Source organism: Arthrobacter sp. CAN_C5 (genome assembly GCF_017875735.1).
Taxonomy (GTDB): domain Bacteria; phylum Actinomycetota; class Actinomycetes; order Actinomycetales; family Micrococcaceae; genus Arthrobacter_D.
In genome coordinates this window covers 1866873-1882780 of the sequence record NZ_JAGGMZ010000001.1, presented here as the reverse complement: position 1 = coordinate 1882780, position 15908 = coordinate 1866873, and the positions used below count along the sequence as shown (strand labels likewise).

12 protein-coding genes and 1 pseudogene are annotated in these 15908 nt (G+C 66.1%); 4 read left to right on the top strand and 9 right to left on the bottom strand.

Features of this window, described 5'->3' with window-relative positions:
• The first annotated feature begins 46 nt into the window (after positions 1-46).
• Positions 47-2116: a S9 family peptidase gene (locus H4V95_RS08860; protein ID WP_209729963.1), complete on the top strand. Its 2070-nt coding sequence runs from the start codon at positions 47-49 to the stop codon at positions 2114-2116.
• Between the two features lie 4 nt (positions 2117-2120).
• Here the strand turns inward: H4V95_RS08860 and H4V95_RS08855 are convergent, their stop codons facing one another.
• On the bottom strand, positions 2121-3563 hold the full coding sequence (locus H4V95_RS08855) for a cell wall metabolism sensor histidine kinase WalK (RefSeq protein WP_209729960.1): 1443 nt from the start codon (positions 3561-3563) through the stop codon (positions 2121-2123).
• Positions 3564-3813: 250 nt separating this feature from the next.
• On the opposite strand from H4V95_RS08855, the gene H4V95_RS08850 reads away from it, so the two are divergent.
• Complete coding sequence (locus H4V95_RS08850) at positions 3814-6204, top strand: excinuclease ABC subunit UvrA (RefSeq protein ID WP_196866109.1); 2391 nt, start codon at positions 3814-3816, stop codon at positions 6202-6204.
• Positions 6205-6236: 32 nt separating this feature from the next.
• On the top strand, positions 6237-7424 hold the full coding sequence (locus tag H4V95_RS08845) for a VOC family protein (RefSeq protein ID WP_245345633.1): 1188 nt from the start codon (positions 6237-6239) through the stop codon (positions 7422-7424).
• 224 nt (positions 7425-7648) lie between these two features.
• Here the strand turns inward: H4V95_RS08845 and H4V95_RS08840 are convergent, their stop codons facing one another.
• Both H4V95_RS08840 and H4V95_RS08835 read right to left on the bottom strand, forming a co-directional pair.
• A complete protein-coding gene (locus H4V95_RS08840) occupies positions 7649-8524 on the bottom strand; it encodes a glycosyltransferase family 8 protein (protein ID WP_196866110.1) in 876 nt (291 codons plus the stop codon).
• A 33-nt stretch (positions 8525-8557) separates the two neighbouring features.
• Positions 8558-9940 (bottom strand): D-arabinono-1,4-lactone oxidase, encoded by a 1383-nt coding sequence (locus H4V95_RS08835; RefSeq protein WP_209729956.1) that lies wholly within the window; start codon positions 9938-9940, stop codon positions 8558-8560.
• Between the two features lie 168 nt (positions 9941-10108).
• Between H4V95_RS08835 and H4V95_RS08830 the strand changes: the two genes are divergently transcribed.
• Positions 10109-11023 carry a 2-hydroxyacid dehydrogenase gene (locus H4V95_RS08830; RefSeq protein ID WP_209729954.1) on the top strand — a complete coding sequence of 305 codons (915 nt, stop codon included), beginning with the start codon at positions 10109-10111 and terminating at the stop codon, positions 11021-11023.
• A 4-nt stretch (positions 11024-11027) separates the two neighbouring features.
• On the opposite strand, the gene H4V95_RS08825 is transcribed toward H4V95_RS08830, so the two are convergent.
• From H4V95_RS08825 to H4V95_RS18325, 6 genes and pseudogenes are all read right to left on the bottom strand, one after another.
• Positions 11028-11969 (bottom strand): glycosyltransferase, encoded by a 942-nt coding sequence (locus tag H4V95_RS08825; RefSeq protein ID WP_209729952.1) that lies wholly within the window; start codon positions 11967-11969, stop codon positions 11028-11030.
• Between the two features lie 77 nt (positions 11970-12046).
• Positions 12047-12859 carry a glycosyltransferase gene (locus H4V95_RS08820; protein WP_209729949.1) on the bottom strand — a complete coding sequence of 271 codons (813 nt, stop codon included), beginning with the start codon at positions 12857-12859 and terminating at the stop codon, positions 12047-12049.
• A 1006-nt stretch (positions 12860-13865) separates the two neighbouring features.
• Complete coding sequence (locus H4V95_RS08815) at positions 13866-14810, bottom strand: oxygenase MpaB family protein (RefSeq protein ID WP_209729947.1); 945 nt, start codon at positions 14808-14810, stop codon at positions 13866-13868.
• A gap of 172 nt (positions 14811-14982) precedes the next feature.
• The gene (locus H4V95_RS08810; protein ID WP_196866115.1) at positions 14983-15171 is read right to left on the bottom strand and encodes a hypothetical protein; all 189 of its coding nucleotides are present in this window, start codon (positions 15169-15171) and stop codon (positions 14983-14985) included.
• A 202-nt stretch (positions 15172-15373) separates the two neighbouring features.
• Positions 15374-15556 carry a hypothetical protein gene (locus H4V95_RS08805; RefSeq protein WP_209729945.1) on the bottom strand — a complete coding sequence of 61 codons (183 nt, stop codon included), beginning with the start codon at positions 15554-15556 and terminating at the stop codon, positions 15374-15376.
• Positions 15557-15567: 11 nt separating this feature from the next.
• A pseudogene (locus H4V95_RS18325) lies at positions 15568-15766 on the bottom strand (recombinase family protein); the annotation flags it as partial.
• Between the last annotated feature and the right edge of the window lie 142 nt (positions 15767-15908).

Sequence of the window (15908 nt, the reverse complement as noted above, 5' to 3'; positions counted from 1 at the left end):
CGTGCCCGAATTGGGAAGTCCCGATGACTGATCTAGTCTCGAACCTGTGAAACCACATGAGCTGAACCTTCTCCAGTCCGTAAGTTCACCGTCACTCTCACCCGACGCGCAGCACTGCGTCGTCTCGGTGACCCGACCCGATTTTCAGGCCGACTCCTACGTCGGACAACTGTGGGACCTCCCCGTCTCCGGTGGCGTCGCCCGCCGGCTGACCCGCGGATTCCGCGACACGGCACCGCAGTACTCGCCCGATGGCCGGCTCCTCGCGTTCCTTCGGTCAGCCCCAGGCGGCAAGCCACAGCTGATGATGGTGGACAGCCGCGGTGGCGAACCGCAGCCTCTGACCGATCAGAAAATGGGCGTCGGAGCGTTCAGTTTCTCGCCGGATTCGTCGAAGATCGCCTTCACCTCACGGGTGCCCGAGCATGGCCGGTACGGAACCGTCGACGGCGTCGGGCCCGGTCTTGAAGACCCACGCCGAATCACTACGTTCAAATACCGCATGAACGGGCTGGGCTACTCGGTGGACAAGCGCAACCACATTTTTGTGCTCGAGCTACCGGACCTGGATGCCGCACCCTTCGTGGAAGCGGTCGGCCGTGCCAAGGAGGCTGAGGCGGCCGAGAGCTCGGAGGCAGCTGGCGGATCGGCGGGGGCTGGTGAGTCGGCAGGGGCTGGCTCCAAGGGTCTCCCCACCGCAGTCCAGCTGACCACCGCCAATGCCGACCACAACGAGCCGGTGTTCTCCCGCGACGGGCAGCGGATCCTCTTCACTGCGGCGCTGCACCCGGAGGCCGACACCACCCTGTACACCGACGTTCACTCGATGGCGGTGGACGGAACCGGCCTGTCCCGGCTGACCAACAACGGCGCAGGCACCCGGCTCGGCTGCAACCGGCCGGTGGAAAGCCTCGACGGGAAATGGCTCTTCTTCCTGGGCAGTGACCTGTCCGAGGACGGACTCGACTTCCTCGCCAGGAACACCGCCCTCTACGTCGCACCGGTGGACGCGCCCGGCGAGGCCCGTGCCCTCACCGACGCCGAGACGGTCGACCTCGGGGAGGTCGGCGACATGGTGCCCCGCGGTGCTGACTCGGTGCTCGTCTTCAACCGCACCCGGGGGAAGGGAACCCTCCTGGAGGTGTCAGCTGATGGAACGCTGACGGAGCTTGCCGACGGCGAGCTGATCATCACGGGCGCGGCAGCGGCCGGCGACGTGGTCGTCGCTGCCTATACCGACGCGCACACCATGGGCGACGTCGCGGTGGTGTCCGGCGGAACCCTGTCCCCGCTGACCGATTTCTCCAACGACCTGCGGGACCAGACCACGGTGGTCACACCGGTGGAGGAGACCTTCACCGCAAGCGACGGTCACCCGGTGCACGGGTGGGTCCTCGAACCCGCGGGGGAGGGCCCCCATCCGGTTCTGCTGAACATCCACGGCGGCCCGTTCGCCCAGTATGGCTGGGGATACTTTGATGAGGCCCAGGTGTACGTCGATGCCGGCTACGCCGTGGTGATGTGCAATCCGCGCGGTGCTGCGGGCTACGGGCAGGAGCACGGTCGCGTCATCAAGGGAGCCATGGGCACCGTCGACCTGCAGGACGTGTTGGGCTTCCTCGAGGGTGCCCTGGAGAAGTACCCGGCGATGGACCGGGAACGGCTGGGAGTGATGGGTGGATCCTATGGAGGCTATCTGACCGCGTGGACCATCTCCCAGGACCACCGGTTCACTGCGGCAGTGGTGGAGCGCGGGTACCTTGACCCGCCATCCTTTGTCGGGTCGTCGGACATTGGCTGGTTCTTCTCCGACGCGTACACCGGGTCCGATCCGGAGCAGATCAAGGCACAGAACCCCTTTGCGCAGGTGGACAAGGTGCAGACTCCCACCTTCGTGGTGCATTCGGAGGAGGATCTGCGCTGCCCGCTGGAGCAGGCACAACGCTATTACACGGCGCTGAAGCTGCGGGGCGTGCCCACCGAGCTGTTGGTCTTCCCGGGGGAGACCCACGAACTGTCGCGGGCAGGATCGCCGTGGCATCGCCGGCAGCGGTTCGAGCACATCCTGCAGTGGTGGGCGACCTACCTGCCCACATCGCGGAACCAGCCGGCCTGATGGTCTAGCCGGGGTTTGCCGGCGGCAACTCGGCGGGGCGGGGGAGCAGTATTTCGAAGCATGCTCCCCAGCCCGGTCGTGTCACCAGCGACGCGCTGCCGCCGTGAGCTTCGGCAATCGCGGCCACGATTGACAGGCCCAGACCGGCGCCGCCGGTTTTCGCGGTATTGCGTCCGGAGCCCCGCTTGAAACGGGTGAAGATCTGGTCCGCGTCCTGTGCGGGAATGCCGGGTCCGGAGTCCATCACCCACAGCCGTACCGCCTGGGGCGATACCTCGGCGTCGAGGCGGATGGTGGCGCCGGCCTCCGTGAACTTGACCGCATTGTCTGCCAGCTGGAGGAGCGCCTGCGTCACCCGATGTCGGTCCGCAAGAGTGACCGTCGGCTCGGGGGCGTGGACCTGCCAGTCCCGGGCGGCGAGGGCCGTCATCTTCCGGTACACGCCCAGCACCAGCTCCCGCACCTCGACCCGGTCGAGGGCCAGGAAGTCCGGCCGCTCGGCGCGGGCCAGAACGAACAGGTCGGAGACGATCTGGGTCATCCGGTCCACCTCGTCGGTGACCAGAGCAACCGTTTCGGCTCGCTCTTCGGGGGTCTCGTCGAGATCGATCAACTCCATCTGCCCGCGGATCACTGTGAGGGGTGTCCTCAGCTCGTGGCTGGTGTCGTCGAGGAACTGCCGCTGGGTGGTGAAAGACTGTTCAAGCCGTGCCAGCATGTCGTTGAAAGCGTCAGCTATCTGGGATGCCTCGTCCTTGCCCGTGGTGTCGATCCGCCGGCTGAGATCGGTGTCTGAAATGATCCGCGCGGTCTCCGCCAGGGACTTCAGGGGGCGAAGTACCCGCCCGGCAAGGGCCAGGCTGAGAAGCGACGCCAGAATGGTGGTGCCCAGCTGGACCACCAGCTGCGTCTGGACCGCCTGGTCGATTTCGCTCTGCTCATTGGCGGGGAAGTTCGCGACCACGAAAATACCGTCGAAGGGATCCCCCTCGAACGGCACTGCCACGTAGCTGGTCTGCCCGGCCGGCGTGTCGATGGTCCCCTTTGCCATCTCCTCCAGCCCCAGCCAGTACTGAACAGTGCTGCGGAACTCCCCAGGATCGGGCACCTGCGGCGCCCGCCGGGATTCGTACAGTTCGCCGTCCAGGAAGGCCAGCAGCGTCTCACCCTCGTCGGCAATCTCGCGGGAGAAGTAGACATCGAAAATGGCTGAGAGGTCCTCACCGAACGGTTCACCGGTTCTCGGGTCGACGCCGCCGGCGAGCAGCCGGAACTCCTCCGCCTCACGATCCAGACTGGTGCCGATCTCTTCATTGAGCCGTTCAAACAGGACCAGGCGAAGCAACAGCACCGACCCCACCGAGGAGAGGACCAGGAGCACGACGACCACCGCGACGATCCGCACGCGGATGCTCGACGTCCAGCGCCACGGGCTAGTGCTCTTCATATCGCAAGGGTAAGCCCCAGACCTCGACTGCTGGACAACGGTGCGCGGCAGGAACCGGATGCCAGTCTCGCCTTCTATCGCGACCCGTCAGGACATCTGGTCCGGATCAACGATCTCGGCTGAACCCATCAGAGCGTTGCCACCGAACCGACCTCTGCAGCAGAATCAGTCGTAGTGTGATGGTGGAAAGCACCAGGCCGACGACGCCGTCTGGCACCGGCGCACGGGGCAAACGCCAGGAGGAGACACCATGAGCACGCCGACGGGGACCGAAACTCCTCCCTCTGCCTCACACACGGCGGATCAGCACGACCTGATCCGGGTACAGGGTGCCCGCGAGAACAACCTCAAGGACGTTTCCGTGGAGATACCGAAGCGCCGGCTGAGCGTGTTCACCGGCGTCTCGGGATCCGGGAAAAGCTCATTGGTGTTCGCCACCATCGCCGCCGAGTCGCAGCGGATGATCAATGAGACCTACAGCGCGTTCGTGCAGGGATTCATGCCGAATCTGGCCCGGCCCGACGTCGACCACCTGGAGGGTCTAACCACGGCGATCATCGTCGACCAGGAGCGGATGGGCGCCAACCCCCGGTCGACCGTCGGCACGGCCACCGATGCCAACGCCATGCTCAGGATCCTGTTCAGCCGACTGGGGTCCCCCTATGTGGGGCCACCGACGGCGTTCTCCTTCAACGTCCCCACCAGGAAGGCGAGCGGGGTGATGAGCACAGACAAGGGCGGCAGGGTCGAGAAGAGCGTCGTCAAAGACGCGGTCTACCTGGGCGGGATGTGCCCGCGCTGCGAGGGCATGGGTTCGGTGTCGGACTTTAACCTCAAGGCGCTGTTTGACGAGACCAAGTCGCTGGGGGAGGGGGCCTTGACCATCCCCGGCTACAGCATGGACGGCTGGTACGGCCGGATCTTCGCCGGCGCCGGATTCGACATCGACAAGCCGCTCGCGAAGTTCACCAAGAGGGAACTCGACGATCTCCTGTACAAGGAACCGACGAAGGTCAAGGTCGAGGGAATCAACCTCACTTTTGAGGGGGTGATCCCGAAGATCCAGAAATCAATGCTTTCCAAGGACGTCGAAGCAATGCAGCCCCACATCAGGGCTTTCGTGGAACGGGCCATCACCTTCCAGCCGTGCCCCGAGTGTCATGGCACCCGGCTCAGCCCCGAGGCACGGTCGTCGAAGATCCAGGGCAAAAACATTGCCGATCTGTGCGTCCTGCAGATCGATGAGCTGGCGGCCTGGGTGCGGGGCCTCGGCGAACCTTCGGTGGCACCGCTGCTGCGGGGCCTGCAGCACCTCCTCGACTCGTTCGCCGAAATTGGGCTGGGTTACCTGTCCCTCGACCGGCCGGCCGGCACCCTGTCCGGGGGAGAGGCGCAGCGGACCAAGATGATCCGGCACCTCGGGTCGTCCCTGACCGACATTACCTATGTCTTCGACGAACCGACCATCGGCCTGCACCCCCACGACATCGAACGGATGAACGGCCTGCTGCTCCAGCTGCGGGACAAGGGAAACACGGTGCTCGTCGTCGAGCACAAACCCGAAACCATCGCCATCGCCGATCACGTGATTGATCTGGGTCCCGGCGCCGGGACCGAGGGCGGCAGCGTCTGCTTCGAAGGAACCGTTGACGGACTGCGGACCAGTGACACAATCACCGGCCGCCACCTCGATGCCCGGGCCGCCGTCAAGGAGACGGTGCGGGCGCCGTCGGGAACGCTCGAGATACGTGACGCCACGATGCACAACCTGCAGGACGTGGACGTTGACATTCCGCTGGGGGTCCTGTGCGTCATCACCGGGGTGGCAGGTTCGGGCAAGAGTTCGCTGATCCACGGGTCGGTGGCGGGCCGCGACGGCGTAGTGGTGATCGACCAGGGCGCGATCAAGGGGTCCCGTCGCAGCAACCCCGCTACGTACACAGGGCTGCTGGAACCGATCCGCAAGGCCTTCGCGAAGTCCAACGGGGTGAAGCCTGCCCTGTTCAGCTCCAACTCCGAGGGCGCATGCCCCACCTGCAACGGCGCCGGAATCATTTTCACCGAGTTGGGCGTCATGGCCACGGTCGAGTCGACCTGCGAGGACTGCGAGGGCAGGAGATTCCAGGCCTCGGTCCTGGAGTACACCCTCGGTGGCCGCAACATTTCCGAGGTGCTGTCGATGTCGATGACCGAGGCGAAGGCGTTCTTCAGCGACGGGGACGCCAAGACACCCGCCGCGCACAAGATCCTCGACCGACTTGTCGACGTGGGTCTGGGGTACCTCACCCTTGGTCAGCCGCTCACCACCCTGTCCGGGGGCGAGCGGCAGCGTGTCAAGCTAGCCACCCAGATGTCCGACAAGGGCGACGTCTACGTGCTGGACGAGCCGACCACAGGCCTCCACCTTGCCGACGTCCAGAACCTGCTCGGATTGCTGGACCGGCTGGTTGACTCCGGTAAATCGGTCATCGTGATTGAACACCACCAGGCGGTGATGGCTCACGCCGACTGGATCATCGATCTGGGTCCGGGAGCCGGCAACGACGGCGGTCTGGTGGTCTTTGAGGGAACGCCGGCCGACCTCGTCGCAGCCAAGTCAACACTCACCGGTGAACATCTGGCGACCTACGTCGGCGGGTGATTCGGGCAGGAACGTCTGGAAGGGGTTGCAGAATGTCGGGGAGGACAGGCAGTGCAGGGCTCGGAACGGATTGGCGGGTGGTGGACGGCGTCACGACGGCGTGGTTCGCTGCGCCCTCGTTGGTGGAGGGTGCGGAGCTGGCCGGGCGTATCGTGGAGCTCTCACCCGGGACGGCAGTAGACCTCCGCGCGACAGGGGTGCGGGTACGCCTGAATTCGGCCGGGCACACCGAGGCAGTATCCGCCGTCGCGCGGAACCTCGGATTGGCCGGGGACCCTGCGGGGCTCCAACACCTGAGCATCGTGTTTGAATCGGGGAACCCGTCAGAACTCCGGACCTTCTGGCAGCGTGCCCTCGGCTACGTTCCCGCTGGGGACCGTGGTCTGGCTGATCCGTTGGAGCGCGACCCGGCGCTGCGGATCCGGCCCTTGGCCGAGGCCCGACCCTTGAGGAATCGCATCCATCTCGACGTCGTGCGGCCGGCTGGGGCGGTCGGACAGGCAGGTCTGGGTGAATCCTCGGGACCGTACGGGGTCTGCCATACGGATCCCGACGGCAACGAGGTTGATCTGGTGCCGGGCGCGACGTTGGGCGGGGGGAGTGAGACTGCCGACTGGCAGGCAGTCTTCAGCGCCCTGGCGTGCTACCGCATCACCTCGCCAGCGCAGCAGCGTGACCTTGCCGCCGCAGCGGCGGCACTGGCGAACGCCGCGCGCTTTCCCTTGCTGATCGACCTGCGGCCAGGACTGGTGATTCTGGACAGTGGAAAGGACCGGTGGGAGGGCAACACCGATGGGGTCGACTTCACTGACCTCGCCATGAAGCTCCAGAGCGCTGCGCGCGGGTTGGGCGCGGTTGCCGATCCGGGGCTGCCACGCTTCGTCCAGCTGTTCCTCGACGCCGCGGATCTTCCCGTGGTGCGTGCGTTCTGGAGTGGGGCGCTCGGATACGTCGCGGACCGGCGGGACGGTATCAGCGATATCTTCGATCCGTTGCGCCTGAATCCGGTTCTGGTGTTTCAGGAACTCGACGCGACGGACGAGGCGCGGCGCCGCCAGCGCAACCGGATCCATGTCGAGCTCGCCGTGCCGTCGGATTTTGTCCAGACGCGACTCGCTGCGTGCCTCGCTGCCGGTGGTCGGCTCCTTGAGGAGTCGTCAAAGCGCTGGAGTGTTGCCGACCCCGAGGGTAACGAGCTGGTCATCGTCAGCGGGTTCTAGACGCGTGATTCCTGCCCCGCTTCACTCCGTCGATAAAGCGCCGATAATCTACATTATGTCAACTAATGCTGAGGAAGCTGGGTTGTTACCTGACTGCAATTGGCCAACCTGCCATGCAACCCCTCAGTCGAAGTAGTGCCGGCTCCGAGCTCCATCGAAGAACCCGTTGATGGCCGGAACCTTTCGAGACCAGCTTCGGTCGGTGACTGGCGTTAGGCTAGTCCTCAGTCCAACTTTCGGTCCGCCGTCCCGCGGGGGCAGGAGTCGGCGGGTACGCGCAGAGTGCCGGCCATCCCCCACCAGAGCCGGTTCACCTCGACGTACCGATCTGTGGAGTCGAGCGGTTTTTCCCACGGCTTGTCGATGATGTAGTGGATGTTTTTCACCGACGCAGAATCCCAGACCGACGGGTGCTGGTGCTGCAGGGTCTTCAGCGCGTTATACACGTAGGGCAGCGGACGCCAGCGGTCGCGGAAAAACTCGTTGAGGAAGTCCTGTTCGGCGAACGGGAAGCGGGACAGATCGTCCACGGCCGCCAGCCGCCCCACCATGTCGGCGAAGACGGCCTCGTCGGGCGACAACAGGAGGAAGCCGCCGTTCAGGTAGTTGTCGGTCGCACCCGGTTCGGTGACGTGGTCCCTGCCCCCGCAGTGCGTGTAAAAGCAGGTCTCGGGTGTCCAGCTCGGCGGATAGCTCGCGATTCGGTTGGGGTTGCAACGGCAGGCGTGGCAGGCGGCGATGGCCCCGTCGGCCAATTCCAGCGAGAACAGCTCATCCATGTTCTGGGTCACCAGCATGTCGGCATCCAAGAAGACGACACGCTCAAACTCGGTAAGCCCCCAGACGGCCAGCTTGGTCCAGACCTCCGCGAACCGGGAGTTGGCGTAGCTGTCCACCGCCCCCCCGGCGGGACGCAACGGTGCCACGTCGCGCAGGAGGCACCCGTCGTCCTGCAGGAGGCGTCGGGTCTGCTCGTCGATCCCCTCGGTCACCATGACGACGAAGGGGACGGTGCTGTCGGAGCGCTCGAGCGAGGCCCGGAGCGTCCGGACCCCGATCAGGTAGTTGGGTTGCGTCAGCAAGGTCACCCATGCGTTCATCGGTGGTGCTCCTTTCCTAGTGGCCGGGTCGAGTCAGTCGAGCAGGGCAGCGGTGAACGTGTTGGCGAAGCGGTGCTGCGGGTCGAGCGTCTCGCGCACGCGGCGGAAGGCCTCCCACTGCGGGTAGAGTGCCGGCCAGTCGTAAAGGGACTCGTCGAAGTACTTGCCCCAGTGGGGCCGGCCACCCTCCTCGGACAGGGCCCGTTCCACGTTCCGGAGGAAGCTGTCGCCCTCCTCGGACAGCGAACCATCAGCCGCGTAGTAGACCACGAAGCCGAAGTAACAGGTGTCCTGGCCGTTGGACGGGCTCAGCCATCCGTCGGACGCACCGGTACAGCGCAGGATCACCGGGTAGTGCATCCGCGGGCGCGTCTCCGCGTGCCAGTCCTTGATCTTCCTGATCACCGCTCCGGCCTGCGCGAGCGGGATGCCGATCTCGACGTTGATCTGTGGGGTCGCGATCCCTCGGCAGAACACCTGGTAGATGTCACCCGTGACGTCGGTGAAGTCCCGGAAGCGTGACACCGTGCGGAGCGACTTGCCGTTGTCGGCAACACCCTTGCTGTCATCGCGCAGCTGCTGCAGCGTAGACTCCACGGTGCTGTTCATGGACGCATTGGTTCTCGCATATTCCACGAGCTGACTGCCGCCGGCTCGGTACCGGGAAATCTCGTCGTCGGTCGCCTCGTTGGCGGTCCACACCTGGACCTGGTTCTCCTGCGGGAACCACCAGGCCTTGGCCAGGATGTTCTCCCGGTTCCAGGTCTCCAAATCCGTCTCGAGCGTGCCTGCGTCGACGGCCTTCTTGACACAGGTGTAAATCATGGTCTCCCGCGCACGCAGGGTCACGGCGGTGATCACGCCCAGTGAACCGAGGCTGAGCTGGACGGCGGGGAAGTCCGGGTGGTCCTGCGCGTACTCCGCGACCGTGCCGTCCGCCAGCACCATCCGGATCGCCAGCGCGGCACCGGCTATCGAGCTCTGCTGCAGGCCCTGACCGTGGGTTCCAGTGGACAGGGCACCGGCCAGGGTCTGCTCGCTGATCACCCCAGGTGAGGCGTCCAGCATTTGCCCGCGCGCGGAGAGGAACGCGTACACCTCGGCCAGTGGGGTGGAACCGCCGAAGGTCGCGGTGTCATCGGTGCTGGAGATCAAGCCGCTCAGCCTGCTCAGGTCCAGGAGCGCGCCCGCCCCGTCCGCGACCTGGATCATCCGGCCGGGCGACATCCGGCTCCCGATCATCCGGACCGGGCCGTCGCTCGTGGACAGGAAGTCGCACAACTCCTCCTCGGTGGCTGGAGCAACTACCGATCCGGGTGGCCCCAGCCGGGAGTTCCTGGCCCAGTTGCGGAGCCAGGTGTCCTCACCGGTGAGCTCCGGCTCCTGGTGTGGGTAGGCGAGCTGTGTGATAGCCATGACGCGTCTCCTGTAGAAGTTCGGTTCTGCCTTCGAAGCTGCACTGACGTGCAGGGCTAATCCACCAGCACGAGTGTCTCCCACTGACGTGAACGAACTTCTCAGTTCTGTAGAAGACATGACATGACAATAGCCTAGCCTCGTTAAGGGAATGTATACACTGACAAAATGACTGTCGTATGCGTACCCGACTCGAATGCTCGTAATCTCCTCGGAACCCTTCCCGAAGACGTCGAGGTGATCGTCTGGGATGGCGGGGGCGACAGGCCCGAGCGCCTGGCGGATACCGTCTTCTGGGTGCCGCAGGTCGAGGACTCCACAAACCTCGCCGACAAGTTCGCCGCCATGCCGAAGCTCGAAGTCACCCAGCTGACGAGTGCCGGTGTGGAGGACATCCTCGAGCACGTCCCGGACGGTGTGACACTGTGCAGCGCGCGTGGCGTACACGGCCCGGCTGTCGCCGAGCTGGTCCTGGCCGTCGTCCTGGCCACGTTGCGTCGGCTGCCTCACTTCGGCGAAGCGCAACGACAGGGCAGGTGGGATCCGATGGAGGCCGACGACCTGCGCGACAAGCGCGTCCTGATTATCGGCGCCGGTGACCTCGGAAAACAGACCGCCCGCCGGCTGCGGAGCTTCGACGCCGCTCCCGTGCTCGTGGCGCACACGGCACGGGACGGCATCCACGCCACCTCGGAGCTGCCGAGCCTGTTGCCCGAGGCTGACGTGGTGGTGCTGACCGTTCCACTGACCTCGGACACGACCGGGCTCGTGGACGCCGAGTTCCTCTCCCGGATGCCCGACGGCGCCCTGCTGGTCAATGTCGCGCGCGGTAAGGTCGTCGACACCTCGGCACTGCTCGCAGAACTGACGGCCGGCCGGCTGCACGCCGCCCTGGACGTGATGGAGCCGGAGCCGCTACCCGCTGACCACCCGCTGTGGAAGGCACCGAACCTGATCATCACCCCGCACGCAGCCGGCTCCATTGTGCAGTCCGGTCCGCGAGCCTTCGCGCTGGTCAACGCACAGGTCCGCCGCTACGTGGCCGGCGAGGACCTCGTCAACGTCGTGAAGGGTGCCGACTGAGCCCTCAGGCGTACGCCGTGAAGTGCGGGCCGAGACTGTCGAGCCAGGCGACCGGATGCACCGCCACGGCGTCACTGCCAGGCCGGGCCCACACAGCGGCGACCGCCTCCTCCAGCGCCGCACCGGTTCGGGCGAACTGGTAGCGGTCCAGCACCCAGCGGCGATTCGCCGCGCGGACCGGCGCCAGGGCGTCGAGGTCTTGGATCAGGTCCGCCACCTGGTCGCGGATCAGCAGCGGTCGCTGGTCCGGGACCCGCCAGGCACCAGGTGCCTCGAACAGCTCGTGACCGCCGCCGCCGTCGTAGCCGACCACGAGACAGCCCGAGGCCAGCGCCTCGGCGACCGGCAGACCGAAGCTCTCGGTGTGTCCGAGTGCGACGAAGACCGCCGAGCTCCCCAGGGTGGCGGCCACCTCCGCACGTGGGGCCTGGACCAGTTCCACCAGATCCACCCCCGAGAGCCGTGGCTCGTCAGTCAGCAGCCGTATCAGCAGTGAGGCCTCCCGCGGCCGCTTCTTGGGGAACCAGCTCACCCGGAGCTGCCCGGTCGCACCGGGAACGAACAGCTCGCCGTCTACCGGGTTGGGAACCACGCTCAACGGCAGGCCGGGCAGCGCGGCGGCCAACACGTCGCGGCTCTCCGCGGACACCACCCAGATCGCGGGCGCCGGCGTCCACCCAGGAAAATCCTCGCCGGGGGCACCGGCGGCGAAGGTGTAGAAGTGGTTCTGATTGAAGATGACCTTGCGGGCTCCGGGTGCCGGATCGCTGCCCTGGACGGTCGGTGTCTCCGGAAGCACCAGAAGGTCGTTGGCGCCGATCGGAGTGGTGGCCCCGAACACCTTCGGCACGTCGTCGGCGATCCAGTCGGTACGGTCGTCCGGGTCGGGCAGCCACAACCAGGCCTCGTGGCCGCGCTCACGCAGCAGCCGCACGTGCTGGGTCATTACGTGCACGCCGCCGCTGTGGTGGCGAGTGGCGAAACCCGCGTAGATAATCCGCCTCGGAGATGGTCGGGGACGGCTCACCATGCCGGAGGGGTGAGGTACCAGGACGCACCGCTTCCGACGTTGTGGGCGGGGAACGAGTCCGGGCCGAGGCCGACGTCCGCCCGCCACCCGTTGCCCCACTTGGCGTCCAGGCCGTGGAGGATTTCCGCCCGGTTGCCCTCGGAAGTCTGACCGGTCCGGTTCATCGTCTGCCGCCGCAGGTGCGAGACGTAGGCGCCCTCCGTGATCACGCATCGCAAGCCGGCCGCCCGCACACGGATCGCCAGGTCGATGTCCGCGCCGTAGCCGTGCCGTGGGAAGGCGACCTCGTCCAGACCCCCCAGCTCGACGACGGGAGGCACTGCGAACGCTATCGCGGTGCCGTCACAGAAGTGGACGTCGCGAATTACATCGCGCGGGACGTACTCCGCAGCGGTAGGCGGAATTGCATGGGCCCGCTGGTGGAGCCAAAAGTCGTCATAGCAGGCCGCCGCAAGCGCGATGTCGTTCGCGGTTGAGAAGGGCGCGAGCAATCCGTCGAGGAACCCGGGCGACAGCCTGATGTCGTTGTTGAGCACTACGCAGACCGCATGTCTATCGCGCAATGCCGTCTGCAGAGCCCAGTTCGCGGCGCCGATCCACCGCAGGTTGCGCCCTGGGCGGTGGACCGAGATGCGCCCCTCAGGGAGAACGTAGTCACCGGCGTTGTCGACCACCACGATGCGCAGGGCAGGGTCAAGATCGCTTCCGTCGCGGCACAGGTCATGCACGACCGCGTCGGTTAGCTCCGGCGAACCGAATGCGGGGATGACTACGAGTGCCGACGCGGTGGTAGTGGAATCGGTCACGGCTCGGCGCGGGCCGCGCGGCCCCAGCGGTTGCCGTTCAAGGTGGTCACGAACATTGGTTCCCGTCCGGTCGAGTGGCGTTGCACCACGGCACCGAATAATACCGGATCTTTGCTATAACTCTTGCTATTAGACCGCACAGGCCGACGGGACCGGCGCCATATGCATCACCGATGCGTCCGCGCCCCGCGCACGCAAAGCGACGGACCTAGGAACAGGAATAATCATGAACGATCGTGACCGCCTCTCCGGAAAACTGAATTTCAGTCTCCCGGAAGTTCAGTCAACAGGACTACGTCCCATGCCTCATTGTTCTCGATCGCAGTCCGGCGTTCGGCTTTGTCTTCTTCGCTCATCTTCCCGGCGCGGGGCGCTCCGGGCTTGGTGAACCCTGCGGCCTTTCAGCCGGTGTAATTGTAGGTCGTGGCGACTCCTGAGTAGGTTCACCGGACATAGGCGGGCCCGCCGAAAACCTCGAAGGAAAGAAGTGACGCAGGAGCGCCGGAGAGGTTTATGGCCGGCCACGTCGCGTCAGCGATTGATGGTGTGGAGCGGGTCGCATAATCCGAAGGACAGCAGCAAAAAACGTCCGGGTTGGGCGCGATGAAGGAGCGCCTGGACCTTATCCGGCTGAAGCGAAGCGCAGGACCGTTCAGGGATTGAGAACGCTCCGTAGGCTCGGCAGATGACGGCCGTGCCAGCCAAAAGACCCAGTCTTTTCGCGTTCCGCGCTACGGCATACTTCACGACCTTGAGGTGGCTCCGCCGCCGAGCGCGTGTCTTCCGCTACTACCTCCGATGGGATGGCAGCACCGGCTTCGTCGCCGCTGAGGACGTTGCGCAGGAAGTTTGCTGTAGGCGGTCCGGGTATGGCCGGGCGACCCGCCGCGCGACCCGAAGAGCTGGCTGGTCATGCTGAGTCGGCCCGGGCGGCGACGAACCTCACCGAACGCACGCACCTGACGCGCCGAGGCGCCCGGCTGAACGCCGGCGGCGCGGCCAAGGCTCAGTCGAGCCAGTCCGGGCGGCCAGCGAGGCCGACCCGGTAGCGCGCCGCGTCCTCGGAGGGGCTATGCGGTCCGAGAGCCAGCTGGAAGGTCCGCAACTGCCAGCGGGTGCGCTGCAAACGGAGGCGGGCCGCGGGCGAGCGGTCACCGCGGCCGGGCACCCCGGCGAGGGGGGCCACGGACGGGGAAACCACCAGCGCCCCGGCGCTGGCGAGGCCGTTGTAGAAGATTCGCTCGGCCCAATTCAGCCCGCCCGGGGCGGAGAGGAAAGTAAGGAGTTCGGCGGGTACGGGTTCGAGGTCGGGCTCCACCGCGCGCAGGGCCTCGGCGAGTTCCCGGCGGTTGACCGGGAGGTCCTCGGCCCCAAGTGCCCGGGCGCTGCGGGACCAGTCGGCGACGTAGGTGTCGGCCCAGTTACGACCGAACTGCGGGGCCAGGTCTTGACCGACGGCCTCCTGGGCCCCGAGGAAGGCGTCGGTGAAGGCCAGGTGAACCCAGCGGAGCAGGGCGGGGTCGGAGGCGGAGTAAGCGCGGCCGTCGTCGGTGCGGCCGCGGACCCGCCCGTGCATGCCGCGGATCCGCGCCGATTCCCGCCCGGCGAGCTCCGCGGAGCCGAAGGTGCTCACGGTGAGCCACCGCGCGGTCCCGGCAAGGCGGGCCCAGGGGTCGCTGCGGTAGGAGGAGTGCCGCACCACCCCGGCCATCGCCAACGGGTGCGCGCCCTGCCCGAGGAGCGCCGCGACCCCTCCGACGAGGGTGGAGAGGTCGCCGTGGACCCGCCAGACGACGCCATCGGGCTCGAACCAGCCCGGTCCCTCTCCGACCAGGGCGATCTCGCGCACCCAGTCCGGCGCCCCGGTGGGGTCCCCGGAGACCCGGGCGCGGAAGGCGCGGCGGACGCGGTGGGCCAGGTCGGCGGGGTGCGGTATCGGGCTATCAGGCATCAGGCATCATGCTCCAAAGATAGGTCGGGTACGACGGACACCCTGGACAGGACTCCACTACAAAGGGTAGAACATGGCCCTGACACGGCGATTGACGCGGGGACTCAGGGACTGGACTGATACCCGCGAATCGACCAGCAAGTGACCAGATGCCCGAGCGTGCCCTCCATAGTCAGAAGAGCGTTGGGGCTTCGATGTCGATGTCGGTGAGCGGAGGCCAGACGATCGGCTCGTTCCATCCGTGCCCGAGGAGGGCTGTGCGCAGTGTGAGCGACTGGGCGCGGAACTGGGGTCGGCCGACGCCGCGCCACCGGAAGATCGAGGCGTTGGCAAGCTGGCCCTTTTGGGACCGGTCAATCATATTCAACGCCTGGGTACCGCGGTCCAGATCCAGCAGCCACTCGGGCGTGGGCCCTGACGTTCTCCCAGAACCTGTCAGCCTCTCCCCTGCGCTGCCTCATCACCGGCTACCTCCGCAGGGACGTCATCGGACCCGCGCCGGCCGGCGGGCACGATCGGCCGGCGACCCTTCATTCGCACCACACCTGCGATGACCAGAGCGGCTACGCCAATAGCGCCATAGACAGGGCGCCGGCGACCTGATTACGGACCCGCGGCGGAATGGGTAGCAGCAGCATTGGCAGCCGGACGAACCGGTAGCTGTACCGGATTCTCGAGGAAAGCAACCAGCGGATGAGCCGGATCATGATGCGCTGCTGTCGACGGCGTTCGGTTGGAGGTGGCAAATAGGTTTAGCTCGTTCGGTGATAAGTCCACGTTCGTACTTCGCGAGGGTTGCCAGCATATTCAGCATCAGCCGGCCCGTCGAGGTTTACGGATCGATCCCATCCGACAGGGACCGCACCAGGATCTCCCGCTCACAGCAGGTTCACTGTCTTCAGAACATCGATGAGGGACCGAACCATCCGGTTTGCCCGCCAGACCACACGCCGAATATCTTGCCGTTGCCCTCATGCCTGAAACAGAGGGACGTATGGAAGGACTCACTACTGAGTTGGAGCGGCGGGGCGTCATCCTTCAGTGCCCTTTATCCATAGTTATCGGCCTAGCAAGAGCCTTGTTTTGGGGTGGATTCGC